15 protein-coding genes are annotated in these 19,389 nt (G+C 62.9%); 5 read left to right on the top strand and 10 right to left on the bottom strand.

Annotation, left to right across the window (positions count from 1 at the left end; genetic code table 11):
• Window positions 1-2: 2 nt before the first annotated feature.
• Window positions 3-1,922, top strand: a complete 1,920-nt coding sequence (locus Hhyl2_RS05135) for a PDC sensor domain-containing protein (protein WP_483549655.1) — start codon at window positions 3-5, stop codon at window positions 1,920-1,922.
• 62 nt (window positions 1,923-1,984) lie between these two features.
• On the opposite strand, the gene Hhyl2_RS05130 is transcribed toward Hhyl2_RS05135, so the two are convergent.
• Together Hhyl2_RS05130 and Hhyl2_RS05125 are read right to left on the bottom strand one after the other, a co-directional pair.
• Window positions 1,985-3,268 carry a TIGR00341 family protein gene (locus tag Hhyl2_RS05130; protein WP_483549654.1) on the bottom strand — a complete coding sequence of 428 codons (1,284 nt, stop codon included), beginning with the start codon at window positions 3,266-3,268 and terminating at the stop codon, window positions 1,985-1,987.
• A 465-nt stretch (window positions 3,269-3,733) separates the two neighbouring features.
• Window positions 3,734-3,856 carry a hypothetical protein gene (locus Hhyl2_RS05125; protein WP_483549653.1) on the bottom strand — a complete coding sequence of 41 codons (123 nt, stop codon included), beginning with the start codon at window positions 3,854-3,856 and terminating at the stop codon, window positions 3,734-3,736.
• Window positions 3,857-4,037: 181 nt separating this feature from the next.
• Between Hhyl2_RS05125 and Hhyl2_RS05120 the strand changes: the two genes are divergently transcribed.
• From Hhyl2_RS05120 to Hhyl2_RS05105, 4 genes are all read left to right on the top strand, one after another.
• Window positions 4,038-6,359 carry a PAS domain-containing protein gene (locus Hhyl2_RS05120; protein WP_483549652.1) on the top strand — a complete coding sequence of 774 codons (2,322 nt, stop codon included), beginning with the start codon at window positions 4,038-4,040 and terminating at the stop codon, window positions 6,357-6,359.
• Between the two features lie 494 nt (window positions 6,360-6,853).
• Window positions 6,854-7,276, top strand: a complete 423-nt coding sequence (locus Hhyl2_RS05115; RefSeq protein WP_483549651.1) for a DUF5805 domain-containing protein — start codon at window positions 6,854-6,856, stop codon at window positions 7,274-7,276.
• The gene (locus Hhyl2_RS05110; RefSeq protein ID WP_483549650.1) at window positions 7,273-8,319 is read left to right on the top strand and encodes a tyrosine-type recombinase/integrase; all 1,047 of its coding nucleotides are present in this window, start codon (window positions 7,273-7,275) and stop codon (window positions 8,317-8,319) included. The genes Hhyl2_RS05115 and Hhyl2_RS05110 overlap by 4 nt, the downstream gene beginning before the upstream one ends.
• Window positions 8,320-9,152: 833 nt before the next feature.
• Window positions 9,153-10,016: a DUF2250 domain-containing protein gene (locus Hhyl2_RS05105; protein WP_483549649.1), complete on the top strand. Its 864-nt coding sequence runs from the start codon at window positions 9,153-9,155 to the stop codon at window positions 10,014-10,016.
• Here the strand turns inward: Hhyl2_RS05105 and Hhyl2_RS05100 are convergent.
• From Hhyl2_RS05100 to Hhyl2_RS05065, 8 genes are all read right to left on the bottom strand, one after another.
• Window positions 10,013-11,272 carry an AI-2E family transporter gene (locus Hhyl2_RS05100; protein ID WP_483549648.1) on the bottom strand — a complete coding sequence of 420 codons (1,260 nt, stop codon included), beginning with the start codon at window positions 11,270-11,272 and terminating at the stop codon, window positions 10,013-10,015. The genes Hhyl2_RS05105 and Hhyl2_RS05100 overlap by 4 nt on opposite strands.
• Window positions 11,273-11,504: 232 nt before the next feature.
• Window positions 11,505-12,362 carry a DUF58 domain-containing protein gene (locus Hhyl2_RS05095; RefSeq protein WP_483549647.1) on the bottom strand — a complete coding sequence of 286 codons (858 nt, stop codon included), beginning with the start codon at window positions 12,360-12,362 and terminating at the stop codon, window positions 11,505-11,507.
• Window positions 12,359-13,312, bottom strand: a complete 954-nt coding sequence (locus Hhyl2_RS05090) for an AAA family ATPase (RefSeq protein ID WP_483549646.1) — start codon at window positions 13,310-13,312, stop codon at window positions 12,359-12,361. The genes Hhyl2_RS05095 and Hhyl2_RS05090 overlap by 4 nt, the downstream gene beginning before the upstream one ends.
• The gene (locus Hhyl2_RS05085; RefSeq protein ID WP_483549645.1) at window positions 13,305-14,153 is read right to left on the bottom strand and encodes a DUF7502 family protein; all 849 of its coding nucleotides are present in this window, start codon (window positions 14,151-14,153) and stop codon (window positions 13,305-13,307) included. The genes Hhyl2_RS05090 and Hhyl2_RS05085 overlap by 8 nt, the downstream gene beginning before the upstream one ends.
• A complete protein-coding gene (locus Hhyl2_RS05080; RefSeq protein WP_483549644.1) occupies window positions 14,143-14,778 on the bottom strand; it encodes a hypothetical protein in 636 nt (211 codons plus the stop codon). The genes Hhyl2_RS05085 and Hhyl2_RS05080 overlap by 11 nt, the downstream gene beginning before the upstream one ends.
• Window positions 14,775-17,126 (bottom strand): VWA domain-containing protein, encoded by a 2,352-nt coding sequence (locus tag Hhyl2_RS05075; protein ID WP_483549643.1) that lies wholly within the window; start codon window positions 17,124-17,126, stop codon window positions 14,775-14,777. The genes Hhyl2_RS05080 and Hhyl2_RS05075 overlap by 4 nt, the downstream gene beginning before the upstream one ends.
• Window positions 17,126-18,949 carry a DUF7408 domain-containing protein gene (locus tag Hhyl2_RS05070; protein ID WP_483549642.1) on the bottom strand — a complete coding sequence of 608 codons (1,824 nt, stop codon included), beginning with the start codon at window positions 18,947-18,949 and terminating at the stop codon, window positions 17,126-17,128. The genes Hhyl2_RS05075 and Hhyl2_RS05070 overlap by 1 nt, the downstream gene beginning before the upstream one ends.
• A gap of 69 nt (window positions 18,950-19,018) precedes the next feature.
• Window positions 19,019-19,345 carry a ribbon-helix-helix protein gene (locus Hhyl2_RS05065; RefSeq protein WP_483549641.1) on the bottom strand — a complete coding sequence of 109 codons (327 nt, stop codon included), beginning with the start codon at window positions 19,343-19,345 and terminating at the stop codon, window positions 19,019-19,021.
• Between the last annotated feature and the right edge of the window lie 44 nt (window positions 19,346-19,389).

Below are 19,389 nucleotides of genomic sequence, written 5' to 3'. Positions count from 1 at the left end.
CAATGAGTTCGCAGGAACAATCACAGTCAGGCGGAACAGATTCTGAAGATGGACCAAGTGCCGGGATTCTCGGGACTGTCGTGCCGGATTTCATCCGGCAGAACTTCGCGCTCAAGTTCGGTATCGTCCTCGTGGTGATGGCGCTCTCGGTCGGTGCCGTCGGTCTGGCAGCGACACAGGGTGTACAGGACTTCACGCAGACCCAGGTCGAAGACGAGTACGAAGGTATCGCGTCCCAGGAAGGGGACATCATCGAGCAGTGGATCGAGCGGAACGAACTGTCGGCGAAGTTCATCTCCTCCAGTGGCGTCTGGACGTCCGACGACCAGGGCGAACTACGGACCGAACTCCAGAACCAGCGGGCTGGCCTTTCGGCGGACGTCGCGCACATCCATCTGCTCGAACGGAGCCCCTCGGGGACGACGATCGTATCGAGTACGGCCGTCAGCCCCGGGACGAGCGTGGCCGATGCCGGCCGCAGCTGGACCAGTGACCTGCGGTTCAGCCGTGCCGGCGAGGTGAAGATGTCCAGCGTCTACCAGACACAGGACGGCCCCGTCCTGGGCTTCATGAGTCAGGTCGACGCCTCACAGAACCGATTCATCGTCATCGAGTACACCACGGACCGGATCGCCGGCTCGCTCCAGGGTGCCGACCGTGAGGAAGGTGGCTTCACCCAGGTCGTCAACGCATCCGGGACGATCATGATCGACGAGCCCCGCGACGCCTCGACCGGTGTCGGTGGCGAGACGCTTTCGGCCTACGCGGGCGACGGGCCTGCCAGTCGCCCACTCGACGCGGCGGTATCCCTGCGGGGATCGACGCAAACGGCAGGTGTCATCGCCGAGATGCCTGCGAACGGTAACGTGATGAACGAGCGGTACACGGTCGGCTACTCACCGATCGAGGGGACCGACTGGGTCGTCCTCGTCCACGCACCGTACTCGTCGGTCTTCGGGTTCGTCGAGAACGTCCGCGTCTACGGGCTCATCGGGACCGGCCTGATGGTGCTCCTGATCGGTGGCGTCGGTGCCGCACTCGGGTACAACACTGCGTCGGCCATCGACCGCCTGACCAGAAAGACCGAGGAGATGCGCCAGGGCAACCTGGGTGTCGATATCACCACGAGCCGGATCGACAATATCGGAGAGCTGTACAACGGCTTCTCGGAGATGCGTGACGCGCTCAAACAACAGATCAACGAAGCGGAGAGCGCACGCAAGGAGGCCGAGGTCTCCCGGGCGGAGGCCATGGAGATGAACAACTACCTCCAGCAGAAAGCCGAGGAGTTCTCCGAGGTCATGGAGGCGGCTGCCGGTGGGAACCTCACCAAGCGCATGGAGACAGACGGCGAGAACGAGTCGATGGACCGCATCGCGAGCGAGTTCAACGGGATGATCAACGAACTCGAGAAGACCGTCGGGCAGCTCAACAGCTTCGCCGGCGAAGTCGCGGAATCCGGAGACGTCGTGCTGACCAGTTCCGAGTCCGTCCGTGAGGCTTCCGAACAGGTCGCCGAGTCCATCCAGAAGGTCTCCGACGACGCCTACGACCAGAAAGAGCGACTCCGGAACCTCTCGGAGGATCTGGACGACCTCGTCGACTCGCTGGAACAGCTCCAGAACGACAACCCGGACGTCGACATCCAGGATTCGCTCGACCAGTTCCGCACCGTCGCGACGACGCTGCAGGACGCGGCCGACACCAGCCAGGAGATGATGGCCGAGTCCGAGACCGTCGCCGGTGCCGCGGAGGAACAGGCCGCCGAACTCAACGAGGTCTCTTCGCGTGCCGAACAGCTGAAACGCTACGCCCAGCCGCTGGGTGACATCCTCGGACGCTTCCAGACCGAGGCCGAACACGAGTTCGTCTTCTCCGGTGGGCCATCGCAGGGTCTCGCGGAGAACGACGACAACAACTGATCGCGTAGCTGGACTTTTTTTACTGCGGGCTCGACGCGTTCGATTCGCCTCACGAGAATCGGTCACGTTCCGGGCGTCCGTTGCCGGTCGTGGTACACGACCTCGACCGAGACGGGCCCGTCCGTGCCTGCGAGTCCGGTCTGGACGTCACTCGCGAACCGTGGATAGGTGGTTCCGACCGGCCGACTGACGACGACCGTGACGGTCCGCTCCTCGACGAGCACGCCCGGACCGGCATAGGACGCCCGGACCGAGACGAGTTCGAGCGCCTCGTAGGCATCACGTTCCAGGACCGACTCGACGACCCGGTTGGTCTCTCGCTCGAAGGCCATCTGTTCGCTCATAGGAACGCTCGCGGCACCGAACACAGCGAGGAGCACCGCGACGGTGAGGACTGCTGGCAGGAGGTTCCTGTCGTTACGGTCCGGTGCGCCCTCGCGCGTTGCTGGACGATAGCCGAAACTCCAGAGTGTGAGGACGCCCGCGAGATTGATCGAAACTGCGTTGACGACGAGCAGGACGGACGCACCGAGGGCAACGGCAGGCAGACCCCAGGCGATACCGATGCCGATGGCCGCGGCAGCCGGGATGAGCGCTGCCGCGATCATCACGCCGACCAGCGAGACTGGGAGTCCGGTTGCGAGCCCGATAGCCCCAGCAGCCCCTGCACAGAGTGCGACCGCCAGCGAGAGCAATCCCGGGGAGATACGGCTGCTAATCTGCTGGATGGTGGTGACGTCGAGGACTGGTGCGACGAACGCAGTCGAGCGGAGTGTGATCCCGAAGGCTGTCGCACTGGCTATCGCCAGCAGGAGCCCCCCGACCTGTGCTCTGAGGCCGGTCGAGAGGAGTTTCTGATCCCCGAGTGCCGTCCCGACACTGGCGAGGAGTGCCGAGCCGACCTGCGGGGCGATGACCATCGACCCGACGACGATTGCAGGCGAGTCCAGTAACAGCCCGGCCGCTGCGACGACTGCACTCAGCAACGTCATGCCGTAGTAGGCGATCCTGTCGGGGTGCATGTCCCGCGCTCTGGAGCGGATCTCGTCCGGGGAGATACTCTCCTCGCCTTCGGCCCCGTCGACGAACCGGTCTTCGAGGACGTCGACATCGGGTACCCTGGCGGTTTCGGCGTCGATGACGACAACGTACTCCTCGTCGTCGAGGTCGTGTTCGGCCAGCAAATCGAGCACGTGGTCGACCGCTTGTGTGGGTACCGGGAACTGCAGGACCGCCACATCGTCGTCAGCTTCTGAGAGTGTGAGATAGCTGATGTCCTCGTCGTCCAGTGAGCGCTGGACCGCTTCGAGGTCTGCCGTCGGGACACGGACCTCGACGAACCGCACTACATTCCCACCTCGCTTAGGTGCGATCTGTGTCTCGGAGGTCTCGACGCCGCGTGTCGATACCCTGCTTTCAGTGAGTGTTCCAGGGCTCTGATCGTCTGGCACAGTCTCGGACAGTCAGGGACCCGCGGAACCACGAAGCGCTGCCCCGTATATTCTTCAGAACGCATATCACTCCCCATCGGTACGCCGAACGGGCGGAAATAGTTCTTCACTAACCGTTTAGGTCCTCGGCCAGGTCCACGGTGCGAGCGTACGCTGTTCCTCGTGGCGGTTTCGTATAGCAATATACAGTTTATATGTTGCCGTTCGAGCACCGGTCCGATAACGAAACCGTCAAATCAGATTTATAAACTCCCATATATTCTGGATACAGCGGCCTCGACACGGGCGGTTCGAACGACTGAGCGAGACTGACCGGGCGACTACGGCGGCCGATCGACCAACCTGTGGCGACCGGAGGAGTCAGGATTCGAACGTATACCCGATCAAGAACTTCAGCAACAGTACTGATCCAAGAATGCTGATGAGCATCGCGACCAGCACGATCACGATCATGATGAGGCGCACGGACCCGGGATCGGCCATTCACACTCCCCCCGACGGATCCAGTGTCTCGTTGTACGTGGTGGTCATAGGTGGTCCTTCGAGCAGTATCCCCTAATCCGTTGTGTTCTATCACGGGGAGGGACTGAGCGCTCGGCGGCACGGTACCCGTATCCAGCTTTGCGCCTCCGCCATTGATATGTGCCCAACCCAATGTCGTACCATGAACGATGGATCGAGGGACGATGGACTCGACATACACCCCGTGATCCGGTCGATCCACAGGGCCCTCATCGACTCCGAATCACCCGGCACGCTCGAATCAGAGGTGTGCAAGGTGTTTGCCGAGTCAGGTCCGTACGTTGCCGCCTGGTTCGGGTCGCTCGATAGCGACGATGGCCATATCGATCTCCGGACCGCGGCGGCGATCGATTCGACAGCACTCCGGGAGAGTCCGTCCGTCTCGTCCGAGACAGATCTATCGACAGCCCCGACCGCAAAAGCGGTCAGTACCGGCACTGTACAGGTTGTCAAGGAGTCTAGCGAGAGGGTCCCGACAGAGATGTGGCAGCAAGAGACCATCGATGTCACCTACACTGCAGCCGCTGTTATCCCGATCGTGAACGACGACGTGGAGTTCGGCTTCTTGACTCTCTATGCGGACCGTACCGATGCTTTCGACGAGCGCGAACGGGAGGTACTCGAAGAACTCGGTGAGACGCTCGCTACTGCCCTCTCAGGGGTCCAAGCCCGCCAGAAACTCACCGCACAGAAGGAAAAGTACGAGCGGTTTACGACTCGAATCTCTGAAGCGTACTACGCGGTCGACGACGAGTGGCGGATCACCTACTGGAACGATCAGATGGCGGCACGAACGGGAATCCAGGCGACCGAAGTCCATGGAATCCCCCTCTGGGAGGCGTTCCCGTCGATCGAGGGTACCGAACTCGAAACAGCCTACAGGGAAGCGATGGCAGAGAACGAATACCGGTCCATCGAACACCGACTCGACGACCCGTTCGATTACTGGGTAGAGATAGATATCTATCCCGACGAAGACGGACTCTCGATCTTCTCTCGTGAGATTACCGAGCGGAAGGAACGAGAACAGGAACAGATGGCGACGAACGCGATCCTAGAGACAATCGTGGAGAACCTTCCCAGTGGAATCCTCGTCGAGGACGCAGATCGGACGATACTGACGGCGAACGAACAGCTGTGCTCCGTCCTCTCGCTTCCCGTCGACTGTACCGAGATAATCGGGCAGGACTGTGACGTCGCAGCAAGGCAGATGAAGGACCTGTTCGCCGAACCCGAGGAATTCATCGAGGGGATCGACGAACGGATCGATTCCCGAGAACCTGTCAGAGGTGAGGAGATACGACTCGCCGATGGCCGCACCCTCGAACGCGACTACGTCCCATACGAACTCTTCGGTAGCCAGGCGAACATGTGGCTGTACCGGGACGTCACTGATCGAACGGAGCGGAAACGAGATCTGGAACGATCACGCCGTATCATCGAATCCTCGACGGATATCGCCACCATCGTCGATCAGGAAGGGTCGATCACGTACGTGAGTCCCGCGGTCGAACGTGTTCTCGGGTACGAGCCGTCCGAACTGGTAGACAGAGACGGGTTTAGCTTCCAGTCGGGCGAGACAAGCGAACTAGTCCGCGCAGCGATCGAGGCGGTGATCGAACAACCTGAGAAAGCGAGGACGGTCCAGACGAAGTTCCGGCACGCGGACGGATCCTGGGTGTGGGTGGAGTCGACGATGCGGAACCACCTCGACGACGATATTATCGACGGCATCCTGGTGAGTAGTCGTGATATCACGGAACGAAAGGCCTACCAGCAACGGATCGAGGAACAACGGGACAACCTCGAGACGCTGAACCAGGTAGTCAGGCACGACATCCGGAACGACCTGCAACTGGTGACTGCCTACGCAGATATCCTCTCGCAGCGGATCGATCCGGATAGCGAGGAATACGGGTACCTCGAGACGCTCCGCGATCGATCCGAACAGGCGGTGAATCTGACGCTCACCGCGGGCGATATCGCCAGGGTGATGCTCGGAGATGGAACAGTGGTCCAGCCGGTGTTGCTCAACGACTGCGTCATGAACGAGATACGGGACGTGCGGAGTGCACATCCGGGTGCAGAGATCGAGGTCGACGGTGAGATACCACCTGTGTCGGTCGAAGCAAACGACATGCTGGGATCAGTGTTCAGGAATCTGCTCAACAACGCTATCCAGCACAACGACAAGTCGACTCCAGCAGTTACGGTCGCCGCCACCGACCGTGGCGACACGGTGGAGGTGTCCATCGCCGACAACGGCCCCGGTGTGCCCGAGTCCCAGCAATCCGATATCTTCGGGAAGGGGACGAGAGGCCTGGATAGCAGTGGAACCGGACTCGGTCTCCATCTCGTGCGCACACTCACAGATCGGTACGGTGGTGACGTGTGGCTCCGGGACGAGAACTCGACTGGAGCTGTCTTCGTCGTGGAACTCCAGAAATATCGAGAGGATACCTGACTCCGCTACAGAACCCGACAGTGGACGGTGGTAGGACTGATTCTACCCCCGATCCACGACGATCGCTGTGAGATCAGTTTTCGTCGGATTTCCGGCCCGGTGAGGGGTCGAGAAAATATAGCGATATGTGATATACGAGTTCGAGGGTAGTCGGCAACGTGGGTGAACGAGTGGTCAGACGGGCGATCAGATGGAGGGTTTCGTACCGACCGCCCGGAGGTTGTGTCACATCGAATGATCGTTCCGCTGGACAGAGTTCGGTTTCGACGTTAGTCCGGACATCCGACGAGCAGCACGGCGAGAGATGGATGACTAGTTCAATTCTTGATATTAGTTTAGATTTGTATGTATAGTACTCATATCTGGATCAGTACTAGATATTTGTGGGAGTAGGGCGTTGAGGCCCCCTCTTGATGGGGCTAATTATCAAAATAAGTGTCTTTATCTGTAAATCTGGGATTAACTTGATGTACCTGGCGTATGAGTATCGTACCATGGCAGGCGACGGAGATGATGTCGAGCGAACGTCAGTTCGAACGTACGTCCCAGCGTACCAGAAGGAGATCTGGCAGGACCATGCCGACGAACTCGACATGAGTCAGAGCGAGTTCGTCAGAACGATGGTCCAGGCAGGCCGGAGCGGCTTCGAGCCACAGGATTCCGAACAATCGAAACCGGTCGACGAACCTGGCGATGCGGAGGAACGGGATATTCGAGATGCTACCCCGGGGGTTGATGGGGTGAAAGACAGGGTACTCGGGGTTCTGGACGACGACACGTACTACGACTGGGACCAACTCGTCGCAGAGTTGACCGACGATATCGAACAGCAACTCGAAGAGATACTCCAGGAACTACAGGCCGAAGGGACCGTTACCTACAGTGGGCGTCACGGGGGGTACGTGTTGAACGAATGAGTGTCGACCCGACTGATTCCACCACCCCAGACGAGTTAGACGATCCCATCGAGTATTTCCTCGACGATATCACGTTCCACGGGAAGAGCGAACGCACTCGGGAGTTCTACGCGAGAGTGCTGCGGGATTTCGAGTCGTACCTCGACGACGAGGGGCAACCGACACGGGTGAGCGGAGCCTCCCATCGTGATTGTCTCGCCTACGTTCACAGACTCCGGAGTGAGCACAGTGCCAGTACCGTCGCCACCTACGCCTCGTACTTACACCGGTTCTTCGATTACATGGCCCAGGTCGGGGTGTTCGATACCAACCCGATGACGCTGGTGATGGAGGAGATGGACGAGTCGATCAACACAGACCCCACGCGGCGGGAGATTTCGGTACCGTCGATGCGTCAGTTCGTCCGTCGCATCTCTCACCCGCTGGACCGGGCCGTCGTCGTCACCCTCTTGAAAACCGGAATGCGGGCCGGTGAACTCTGTAATCTCGATATGCGGGACCTCCACCTCGAATCGCCAGGGCCCCGCCCCGACGTTCCTGTCCGTGCGGCTCTCGAAGGCCGGCCTGGGTCGCTCTACGTCGCCGCTGAACCTGCACGGGGGGAGACAGTCAACGGTGAGGAACGGTCGGCATCGAACAAACGCAAGCGAGACACCACTGTCCCAGTCGACGCCGAACTAGCCACTGTACTACGCCGTTGGCTCGCAATCCGGCCCGATAGCCTCTCGGACGCAACACCAGTCTTCGTCTCGACGAGCGGTAGCTGGGGGAGGCGGCTCACGCCAGATATGGTCCACCACATCGTCGAACACTACGCGCGAGACCAGGGGTGGTACGAATCAGGTGGCGGACCGGAGGTCAACGTGACGCCACATTACTTCAGACACTTCTTTACGACGCATCTTCGGGATCGAACTGGTGACCGCGGGATCGTCAAATATCTCCGCGGTGACGTCGCACAGGACGTCATCGACACGTACACGCACGAGTGGGGGGACCGCGTTCGGGAGGTATATCAGTCGAATATCTATTCGATAGTATAGGAATTCCAATACACCGGGCGGGCTGCTGTGGACATATAAATCGCATATCGCTATATAAAATTCGAGGTGTTCGCTCCAGCTCGGGCTGGTGCGACAGCGACAAGACACCGGCTGGAGACGCACTCTCGTCCAGTTGCGGGAAGAACTGGAGATTTCGATTCAGGCCCACGGAGGGCGCTTCAGGAAACCACAGTCGTGGAAGGCACCAGTTGAGATCAAAGGGAACAGAGACCAGTCAGGGCCCTGTAGTGAGGTTAGAGAGTAGACGTCGGTCTCGGAAGGGTACAGTACGGCGCCCCAGTATCGCACTATTCATCCTGGAATCGCTGTTCTAATTGGGAGGCATCCACTCGTGGGCGTTGCCCTCTGGCAGCGTAGGCGTGGTGGCGTCGTCGATGTGGTTTCGTCCGGGCGACAACCTGGTGGCGACCGAGTCACGATCCCTAGATACCCGGCTCGTTCACCCAGCTGTCTAACTTCCTGGCAGTCGGCTACCTCTACAATCGCCACACGCCTCCGAGGGCTCACCAGCGGACGACACTGGACCGACAGACGATCCGGAAAGCGTTTCGGTCGAGAAACGCCCGGAGCAGTACAGTAACGGCTGGCTGACGGCCGGCAATCTCGAACAGGGGGGAAGTAATCTCGAAGACGGGGCTGCAACTGTCGTGCGGTGTCGGCAGACAACCAACATTGACGAATCGTTGAACCGGCAACAGTCGCAGCCCGACCCCTGGGTAGCCGCCTGGCTAGCGACTCGCCCGGGCGCCGGTGGCTGCTCTCGACGCGACGGGGCGATAGGTTGAAAGACGTGACAGCGCTATCGCCGGTCGATGGTCTCCCAGGCCGAGATCGACCGACTCCGAACCGAGGCTGATACCATCATGACCCGCATCCAGCGTGTCTCGACGGCACTGGAGCAGGCCCGTAACGAGTCGGGCGACCACTGGGAGGATGGCGAACTCGACCTGACACTCGAGACGCCACAGGGAGAGCCTATCGAGGTGACGATCGACATGGATACCGACGCCGCCAGCAACGCCCAGGCCCGGTACGAACGGGCCAAAGAACTGGAGTCGGAGCTGGAACGACAGCAGTCGGTCGTCGGCCAGCTCGCCCCGATGCCAGCCGATCCCGTGGCGTATCTGGTCTGCTACCACCTCGATACCGTCGAAGGTAACTACCCGCGGTCGATGGCCGGCCACCTCGACGCCGAACGGAAACAGGTCGAAGCGCTCTGTGAGGAGATGGAGACGGCTGGGATCCTCGAACGGGTCGAGTCCGGGACGGTCAAGCAACGCCGGGTGAAGGCCAAGCAGGCCGACGAGGTGCGCCAGCACCACACCTACTACCGTCTCTCACGTGAGGGCGATCACCTGCTACGGTTCCTCGGCGAACGCGACGGAAAACGGAACGTCCTCAGGCACCTCCCGGACGGACAGACCATCGCCCGCCGACTGGCGCGTGGTGGACCCGACTATCCCCGGATGACTGCCGAGGAACTGGACCTGGAGTTCGAGTACGTCAGACACCTCTATCGCGCGCTCCGTCGCGTCGGCCTGGTCACGGTCTACGAAGGGAGCATCATCAAGGGGACCGAACGGAAACTCAAGCCGAAAGACGAGACCCATCGGAAACACACCTACTACGTGACGACGTCGACGGCCGAGGAACTGCTGCGGGACCTCGGCGATTAGTCGGTCGTCGGGTCACCGGGTGAGTGATCGTCCGGGTCGACACCGTTGCCCGGCGCCGTCCCGTCCGCTGGCGTGTCGTCTTCGACCGGCGGAGGTTCTTCCACGGACGTGGCCGGGTCGACCGCGTACGGTTGTATTTTCGACCCGTTGACCAGTTCCGGCAGCACGAACCTGGCGAAGTGAATGATCAGCACCAGCAACATCGGCGCCAGGAAGATACCGTACCAGCCGAACAGGAACGGCCCGAAGATGTACGCGAACATCAGCGTCCCAGTGTGGAGCGCAGGCTGTGAGTCGCTCGCGGTCTCGACCGGCTCCGATCCGAACGGCCCGAACGATATCGATCCACCGCTGGAGACGTACGGGCGGACGAGCAGGTCGGGGATCGTATCGACGACGAGGAACGCCGTCGCGAAGAACAGAATCACGAACCACCACTCCTGACCGTTGAAGGCCGTCTGGACCGCGAGGTAGCCGCTGATCGGGACGTAGACGATCTTCATCCCGATGATGGGGATGAGACTGGCGGCCCCGGCAAGGAGGCCGGTCAGTGCGGGGTAGGGAACGCCCAGGCCGGCGGGCGCCACGATGTCGACGATACTGAACGTGATTGCACCGATGGCACCGGTGACGATTGCGTTGAGGATGTTGCCGTAGAACACGCGGTGGAAGCTCCGGTCGACCTCGTGGAAGTACCGGTCCAGGACGCCGTGGTGGTCCAGCATGTTCTTCCCCCACTCGGTGAGTCTGGGGCCGTCACGAAGCATGTAGAAGGCGAACGCGAACATGACGAACGCGTGGACCAGTCCCGTCCCGATCAGTCCCAGGAAGTCCAGCGCCTGGGAGAGCGTCGAGACGACGGTGTCGGGGCCTGCCGACCCAGTGATGAGACTCTGTGGGTTCTGGACGACCGCCGAGACGTCGATATACGGGTCCAGCACGTTCTCGTAGGGGCCCAGATCGACGTTCTTCGTGAACCGCTGGAACTCCTGGAGCGAGATGGCGATGGTGTAGTACAGCAGTACCAACACCGGGAGCGCCAGGAGGAACAACGAGACCATCGCCGCTGCGGTCCGCTGGCGGACGTGCCGATAGACGCGACGGAACAATGGCCGCGTCGCGTAGTAGATGAACACGCCGAAGACGAACGTGCCGATGAACGAGTAGACGACGAAGAGGAGGGCTGCCGCCAGCACCACGCCGAAACCGATCCAGAAGGCGCGGGGCCAGTCGACATCGACGTCGTAAGATGCCATGGCTTCGGATTCCACACCGATGAATAAAAAGCTGTCCCGAGGGATATCGGTCGGTATAGCGGCGACTGATGGTCTCTACTGGAGTGATTCCCGGACGAATTCGATTCGAGAGTATACGGGGGACACTGGCGCACTATACCACAACCAGGGCCCCCATTGGGGTGATTTCTGCAGGATGTAATCAACTTTGTGCTCGGCACATCTCCTGTCACTACTCGCACAGCCAACAGTATCACCCGATCCAGGCCCGTGCGAATGCGTCGAAGAACTCCTCGTCTGTCGTCACCTCGACGTGGCGAGCACGTCGCTGCCGGGCGGCCTCCGCGACCTCGTCGATGTGTGCTGCGAGTCGCTCCTGGTACGTCCGTCGCTGTCGCGCGCCGAAATACGTCCGGATAGTCCGGGGTCGTTCGAGGCCCTTGAAGATGGTCTCGCCGGTCGTGGGCGGGTCCCGCTCCTCGGGCGAGTGGACGTGTGCAAGCACCAGATAGTTGTCCGCGAGCGCGTCGAGCCCCTCGGCGATCCCGTCCACGTCGGCGAGAAAGTCGCTCGCGACCAGCACCAGCGACCGCGAGTCGATGGTTCCGGCGTACTCCGACAGCGCCTCGGCGAACGACGTTTCACCGGCTGATTCGATGGCGTTGAGGCGGTCGATCAGTGCCAGCACCGCGCCCTGGTTCGAGACCCGCGTGTCCAGTCGCTCGTAGGTCTCGCCCAGCAACGAGAACCGGAAGTCGTTGTGCTCGGCGGCGGCAAGCGAACAGAACCCGAGGCCGAGTTTCGCCGCGTACTCGAACTTGTTCTGTTCGCCCTCGCCGGCGACCATCGACTCGCTGCCGTCCAGCAAGACGTGGACGGTGAGGTTCCGTTCGGACTCGAACTGCTTGACGTACAGTTCGCCGGTCCGGCCGTAGAGCTTCCAGTCGACGAGCCGTGTGTCGTCGCCGGGAACGTAGTTCCGGTAGTCGCTGAAGGTCAGGCCCTCGCCCAGCACCGTCGACCGCTGTTCGCCGCGCTGTCTGGCGTTAGACAGCCGATCGATCGACCCCCGAAAGCGGTCGAGTTCGTCGAGGAACGCCGGCGAGATCATAGCAGGTCGGCGACGACGTCGTCGGGGGTGATCCCGTCGCGTTCGGCCTTGAAATCGACGATTATCCGGTGGCGCAACACCGGGGGTGCCATCGCCTGGATGTCGGCGTCGGTGACGTGGGACCGTCCTTCGAGGAACGCGCGGGCTTTCGCGGCCAGGACGATGCCCATGCTCGCACGTGGGCTGGCACCGTACTCAAGACGATCCTCGTGACGGGTGGCACGGACGAGTTCCACCGCTCGCTCGGTGATGTCGTCGGCGATAGGCATCTGACGGACGAGTCGCTGGGCCCGTTTGAAGTCACCGTCGTCGAGGATGCGGTCGACCGGAATTGTCTCACCGGTCCCCTTCGTGTACCGGTTGACGATGTCGAGTTCCTCGTCGCGTTCCGGGTAATCGAGCAGGATCTTCAACAGGAAGCGGTCCCGCTGTGCCTCGGGGAGCGGGTAGGTCCCCTCCTGCTCGATGGGGTTCTGTGTCGCCAGGACGAAGAACGGTTCCGGCAGTGCGTAGGTGTCGCCGCTGGCGGTCACCTGGCCCTCCTGCATCGCCTCCAGCAGCGCGGCCTGCGTCTTCGGTGTCGCCCGATTGATCTCGTCGGCCAGGACGACGTTGGCGAACACCGGCCCCGGTTCGAACCGGAACTGCGTCCCCTCGCTGGTCTCGCGGATGACCTCCGTCCCAGTGATGTCAGAGGGCATCAGGTCGGGTGTGTTCTGAATCCGCGAGAAGTCCAACGCCGTCGCGTCGGCGATAGTGCGGATCAGCAACGTCTTCCCGAGCCCGGGCGTCGACTCCAGCAGCGCGTTCCCATCACAGAGCAGACACGCGAGGAGTTGCTCGATGACCGGTTTCTGGCCCACGATACGCTTGCCGACCTCCTGCCGGAGCAACTGGAGGGCCTGCTGTATCTCCTGTACCTCTCGCTCGTCGATTTCAGTATCACTCATCTGTATCGTTCCTCGTGACTCGCAGTGTGTATTCGCGGATGAGATCCGCGTCCTCGACCTCTCCGGGATCGTCGAAGCCGCCACGCTGGGCCTCGACACCGCCACCGCCGGCGGTTAGCCCCTGGCGGTCGTAGCTCGCCGGGTTCCGTTCCTCGCCACTGCCGGGCCCACCCGAGATATTCGACTCCAGCGGGTCGCTACCCTCGGAGATCTCCTGTCTGTCGCCCAGGACCTCGTCGCCGGACTGGAGTCCCTGGCCGCTGGGGTCGTTCTGGCCTTGCGACCCGGACCCATCGGTCGGGCCAGTGGGGCCACTGTCGCCGCCGACCGATCCCGATGGGACCGGCGCGACCGAGATACCGGCGACGGTGACGTGGAGCGTGACCAGGCTCACGACCAGGACGACGACGAGTCTGACGCCGAGCCATCGTGCCCGCAGGAGCTGCTGGCTGGAGGCTGCCGAGAGCCGGTCGATCAGGTCGCCGTAGAGGACACGTGCCATCGTGTCGTCGGCGTCGTCCGAGAGAACGTCCCTGGCAGTCCTGACCGCGGCCTCCAGGTTCGGGTTTGCGGCCTCGAACCGTTCGAGAGAGTACCGACGTGCGTGGACGACCGTGGCACCCAGGAGGACGGCGACACCGGCGGCGACTCCGCCTGCAGTCGGTGTCGCAACCGGCCCGACTGTCGACGGAATGGCCTCGACATCCAGCACAGAGAGTGCGAGGTTGACCACCAGGAGTGCGACGACCGCGTCGGCGACTGCAGTCACGAGCGTCGCCTTGTAGCGCTCCCGGCGGACTGCGGTCAGTGCCGCCTTCACGTCGTCACGTTCAGCTGCCATTGTTGGGTGTCTGGTTGTCCAGTTGGTCTTCCAGGTCGTCGATCCGATCTTCGAGGTCCTGGTTCCGCTGCTCCAGATCGTCGACCTCCTCTCTGAGCGACTCGACGTCGTTCTCCAGTCGCACGTTCTCCCGTCGGAGCGTCTCCCGTTCGGAACGCAGGTCGACGTTCGTCTCGTTGAGGTCCTCGTTGATCCGTTCGAGGCGGTTGCGCTCCTCTCTGAGGTCCTGGTTCTGGTCCTCGACGCGTTCCAGGGACGATTCCAGGTTGTTCACGCGCAACTGGAGCTGCTGGGACCGTTGCTGGGACTCCTGGAGGGCACTCTGGGTCCGCGTGAGGTTCTGCTCCGTCTCGTTGAGCTGCCTGGTCAGTGACTGCAGGTCTCGCTGTCTCGTCTCCAGGCTGTTGTTGATCCGCTGGAGCTTGTTCTGTAGCGACGTAACGTTAGCTCTGGATTGCTGAAGCTCAGCCCGTAGCTCCTGGTTCTGCGCCCGGAGCCGGTCGTTTTGCTCCGTGACCTCCGTAACCGATTCCTGATAGTACAGTGTCGTGCCGCCGACGCTGGCGGTCGCCAGGATAGTGACGATCACCAGGCCGAGGTTGAGTGTGCGTCCGATGTAGCTCATGTCGTTGTCCCTCCGCTCCACGCGTAGATCTCGTCCAGCCGCCGGGCCGATACCTCGATCAGGAACAGGACCAGTCCCGCCACGAGGGGGAGCCACGACCAGTCCGTCCGGACGGTTCGGGGTCGCGTGGCCTGTTCCCGAGCGAACTCGGCGATCTCGGCGGCCGAACTCGGTTCGAACACCCGGCCATCCGTCGTCTCGACGGCCGAGCGGAGTGCCGGCGACGGGCCGAAGCCGGCGTACTCCTCTGGGTAGTTGACCGCGTACTCGGCACCGAGGACGCTGTGATACCCCTGCTCCGTCGCGACGAACGAGCCCTGGTAGCGGTCCTCGCCGACCGCAGTGAACGAGACGGTCTCCGCTGTGGGCTTGCTCGACCCGCGGTACTGGACCGTCGTCTGCTGTCCCACTCGTGTATCGGGGACGTCAGTGACACCGGTCGCCAGTCGCTGCGGGTCACCGATCGCCCAGTTGACGGACTTGGTCATCACCAGCGAGTCCGGCCGCGAGAGGAGTCCACCAAGCGTCCCGTCGGAACTGTAGCTCGTCACCGAGACGACACGACCGAGCCCGTAATTCCAGGCCGCGATAGCCGGCCGACCGCTCGAACTGGCGACGAGGAAGTCCGCCCGCTCCTTGACGGTCAATTCGTGGGACTGCCCCGGCGCAGCGGTCAGTTCGACGCCGTCGGTGATGAAATGTGAGCTGTCGACGACAGTGAGTTTCGACCCCTGGTACTGGCGGTCGGGGCCGCCGTAGCGCAGTCGGAGCCGGCTCGTCTCGTCGGCCTGCAGGTAGGTCCCGCCGCTGGCGCTGGCGATCTGTCGCAACAGTGTTTCGTTGCGGCGCTCGCCGACGCCGATAGCCGTCACCTCGGTCCCCTCACTGCCCAGTTGTCGGGCGGCCGCGACGGCGCCACCGCGCTTGTCGCGGCCGTCACTCAACAGGATGATCGTGCCGCCGCCGTCACCGAGCATCTCGCGACCGCCTTCCAGCCCCGCAGCGATCCGTGTGCTGCCGGTGGTCTGGAGGCGACGGATGCGGTCCTCGACGAACGGCCGATTCCCGCCCAGCGGTTGTGGCTCGACGATAGCGAACGCTCGCGTGTTGAACGCGACCAGCCCGACCTGATTGTCGTCACCGAGCTGGTCCAGAACGTCCAGAGCGAGTCGTTGCTGGATCGCCAGACCCTGTTTGGCGCTGGCCGAGATGTCGACCACGATGACGATCGAAGAGTCGGTTCCGGGGTCCCCCCGTCGCACGGGGACCAGATCGCCGATGATCTCCTCGCTGTACCCACCGTGTTCGTAGGCGTTCGGGCCGCCGACGACGACCAGCCCGGTCCCGTCGACGACCGCCTGCTGGAGTGCGGTCTGGTTCCCGACGTGCAGCCCGGAGAGGTCCTGCGTGACGACGGCGTAGTAATCGGAGACGTCGTCGGGGACCGACTCCGCACGGTCGACCTGGTACAGCGTCGAGAGGTACGACTCCAGCGGGTAGCTCCCACGCGAGACGTAGAGGATACGGGGCTGTTCGACGGCTCGGACGGACTTTCGGAAGACATTGTTGCGTTCGTATCGGTCCGTACCGTCGAGTCGGGCCGTGATCCGATGGCTCCCGGTCTGGTTGAACGTCCTCGTGAACTCGAAGCTACTTGTGTCGCTGATCGTCCGCGATTCGATCTCGGTGCCGTCGACGCTGACCGTCAGCGTCGCCTCGCTGTCGTTGAGTTCGACCCCGTCGACCGTGACGAGATAGCTGTTCTCGACGCCGGTGCTGACCTTCGCGGGGCCGTTGACCGTGACGTAGCGCTCGGTCTCGGTTGGCTCGGGCTGAATCGCGCTGACGGTGGCGTTGACCTGCGTCGCCAGTTCGGCGGCCGCGTCCAGCGACTGACCTTCGGTTACTCGCCCGTCGGAGACGACGACGACGGTCCCGTTCGGCGAGAGCGACGACGCGACCGCGTCCCCGACCGGTGAACCGGTCGTATCGCCCACGCTTCGTGTGGTCACCGAGACGCCGCGCTGTTCGATGGCCGTGGCGAGTCGCCCGGTCGGGTCGTCACCCACGCCCATACTGGCCGACCGGTCCGCGACCAGGGTCACGTGGGGGTCGGCCGTCGTCGTCTCGGTCGCGAGCGTGTACGGGCCTGCCGCAGCGACGATCAGGAGTGTCACCACGAGCGCGCGACTCGCGAACAACAGCCCCCGACGTCCGCGGGAGAGCGACCCGACACCGGACCGGAGGACGAGCGCTCCGACGGCGACGAGCCCGACCAGGATTCCGGCCAGGACGAGCGGTCGCTCGAACCCGACGGTCGTCCCCTCGACGACGAACTCGACGGCCATCAGAGATCACCCCGGTACCGGAGGAAGGCGAGTTCGCCCAACAGGACCAGGATGGCGAGTGCGGCCGCGAACGGCGTCAGGTCGATGGCCTGTGACTGAGTCGTGGTCCCGTTGTTCGCCGCTTCGCTCCGGATATCTTCGATACCCGGCGCGGTGACGTTCGATTCAGCCTGCGTGAGCAGCGCGGCACTGTAGCGCTGGTTCCCGACGGCGTAGTACCCCTGTCTGTCCATGAGGACGCTGCCCGTCGTCTGGCTCCCGTCGGGCCGTGTGACCGTCGTATTGGACCCGACGGTCAGGTGCTGTCCCGTCTGGCGGTTCAGCGACGCCGCCTGTGGCCGGTCGGCCAGATAGAACACCGCTCGTTTCCAGAACACGGGGTAGCGATAGCCGTTCTTGAAATCGGAGGCATTCGACAGGTAACCGTAGTACAGCACCCGTCCGGCGCCTCGGTTCCCGACGGCGATCAGGGGTGACCCGTCGTCGTAGGAGACCAGTGTCCTGGCGTCGCTGGCGTTCCCCTGGACGTACCGGTCGGGCGCCGAGAAATCGAACCCCTCGGTCAGTGGATGGCGGGTAATAGCTCCGAGTTGTGGGTCCGACCCGACGCCAGTTGGCTCGATCGCCAGCAGGTCGCCGTAGCCGACGCGCCCGGCGTCACCCTGCGCAACGATGGCGACGCCACCGCCACCCTCGGCCGTGTCACGGGCCGACTCGATGGTGCTGTCGAGCACTGCATCGCTCCTGACGTCACCGAAAATGAACACGTCGTACTCCCCGGTGACGGTCGTCGGTGGCCGCTTGACCGTCAGCGAGACGGCGTTGTTGACATCCAGGGCGGCCACGAGATAGCGGTTCGGGTCGTTGGTCAGCAACAGGACATCGACAGTGGGGTTCGACGGGGCTGCGACCGGGACCCTATCGTCGGTCGGAAAGTCGTCCCGACCGGATAGCCCGGCCGTCGCGCCATCGGTCGGGAGCGGGAAACTGACCGACTCCGCGTCGCCCGGTTCCGGCGCGACCTGCTGGGACTCGCCGGCGAATTGGACCGTCCGTTGTTCGGTTTCGGTCCCGAAGTTCGCCACGGTCAGCGTGACCTGCCGTTCTGAAACGTCGCGAGCGACGAAGCCGACGTTGTCCGTCCCACCACCGTCGAACTGTCGGAGTTCGACCGTCGCTCCGCGCGCTCGCGTTGCCCGGACCGCCGACCGCCAACTGCTCTCGTCGACGAAGTCGCTGAGGACGACGACGTGGGACTCGGGGCCGACGGAGGCGGCCGCCTGTGAGATGGCGCTCCGGAGGTCACCGGGGCTGTCGGTGACTGTCAGCGACGAGAGCGCCGCCTCGGCGCGGGCGGCGGGTGCCTGGTCGACGACCGTCACCGTCCGTGCGCCGGTCACCACGACGGTGGTTTCACTGCCTACCTCGTCGGTCGCGGCCGCCCTGGCGGCTTCGAACCGCGTCCCGCTGCCCGTCTCCGTCGCCATGCTCGCACTCGCGTCCAGTACGACGATGGTCGAATCCGCTGCGCGCTCGCGGGGGAGTGACGCCGTGGGTGAGGCCAGCGAGAGCGCGAGCAGCACGACGACCAGTACCTGGAGTAGGAACAGGAGGTTCCTGGTGAGTCGTTCGATGACCGGCGTCGCACCACCGTCGCCCTCGTCGGACTGGAGGAACTGCAGGGTGGGGAGGGTCAGTTCGCGCGGGTCCGGTTTGATCAGATAGAGGATGACCAGCGGGACCAGTGCGAGCAGGGCAGCGAGACCGGTGGGCGTCTGGAAAGCGTCGGCGAATTGCATCATCTCGGGGGGCGGCGTGGTCATCTGCCCTTCGGGAGGGCGAGCAGATAAAGGCGGGGTTTACTTCAGGTCGTTTTTGAGGGCAAATTCACCTTAAAACTGGTATCTACGGTCGTCGTTGTCCTGCTGTTGAGGGAACTGGTTGCCGGTCATCTGGTCGTAGGTCATCCCCGAGAGGTACTCGTCGTAGGTGCAATCGTAGCCCGAGCGGAGGTGGAAATCCAGCGTCCCGCGGTCGACGATGGACTGGAAGTAGGCGTGGACGGCCTGGCGGACGAGTTCGTCGGTGTCTTCGGGGTCGAGCGCGGCGACCAGCATCGCCAGTTCGTGGCGCGTCTGTCGGTCGATATCGACCGTGAGTTCGTCACCGTACTCGCTGTTGGCCGCCGCGACGTCGTCCTGAAGGTCGTCGAGTGACATACGAACGCGTTGGCGGGCACGGGCAAACACCTTGTGTCTCGTCG

The sequence above is a fragment of the Haloarcula sp. H-hyl2 genome, from assembly GCF_056934385.1.
This window is presented reverse-complemented; position numbering and strand designations above follow the sequence as displayed.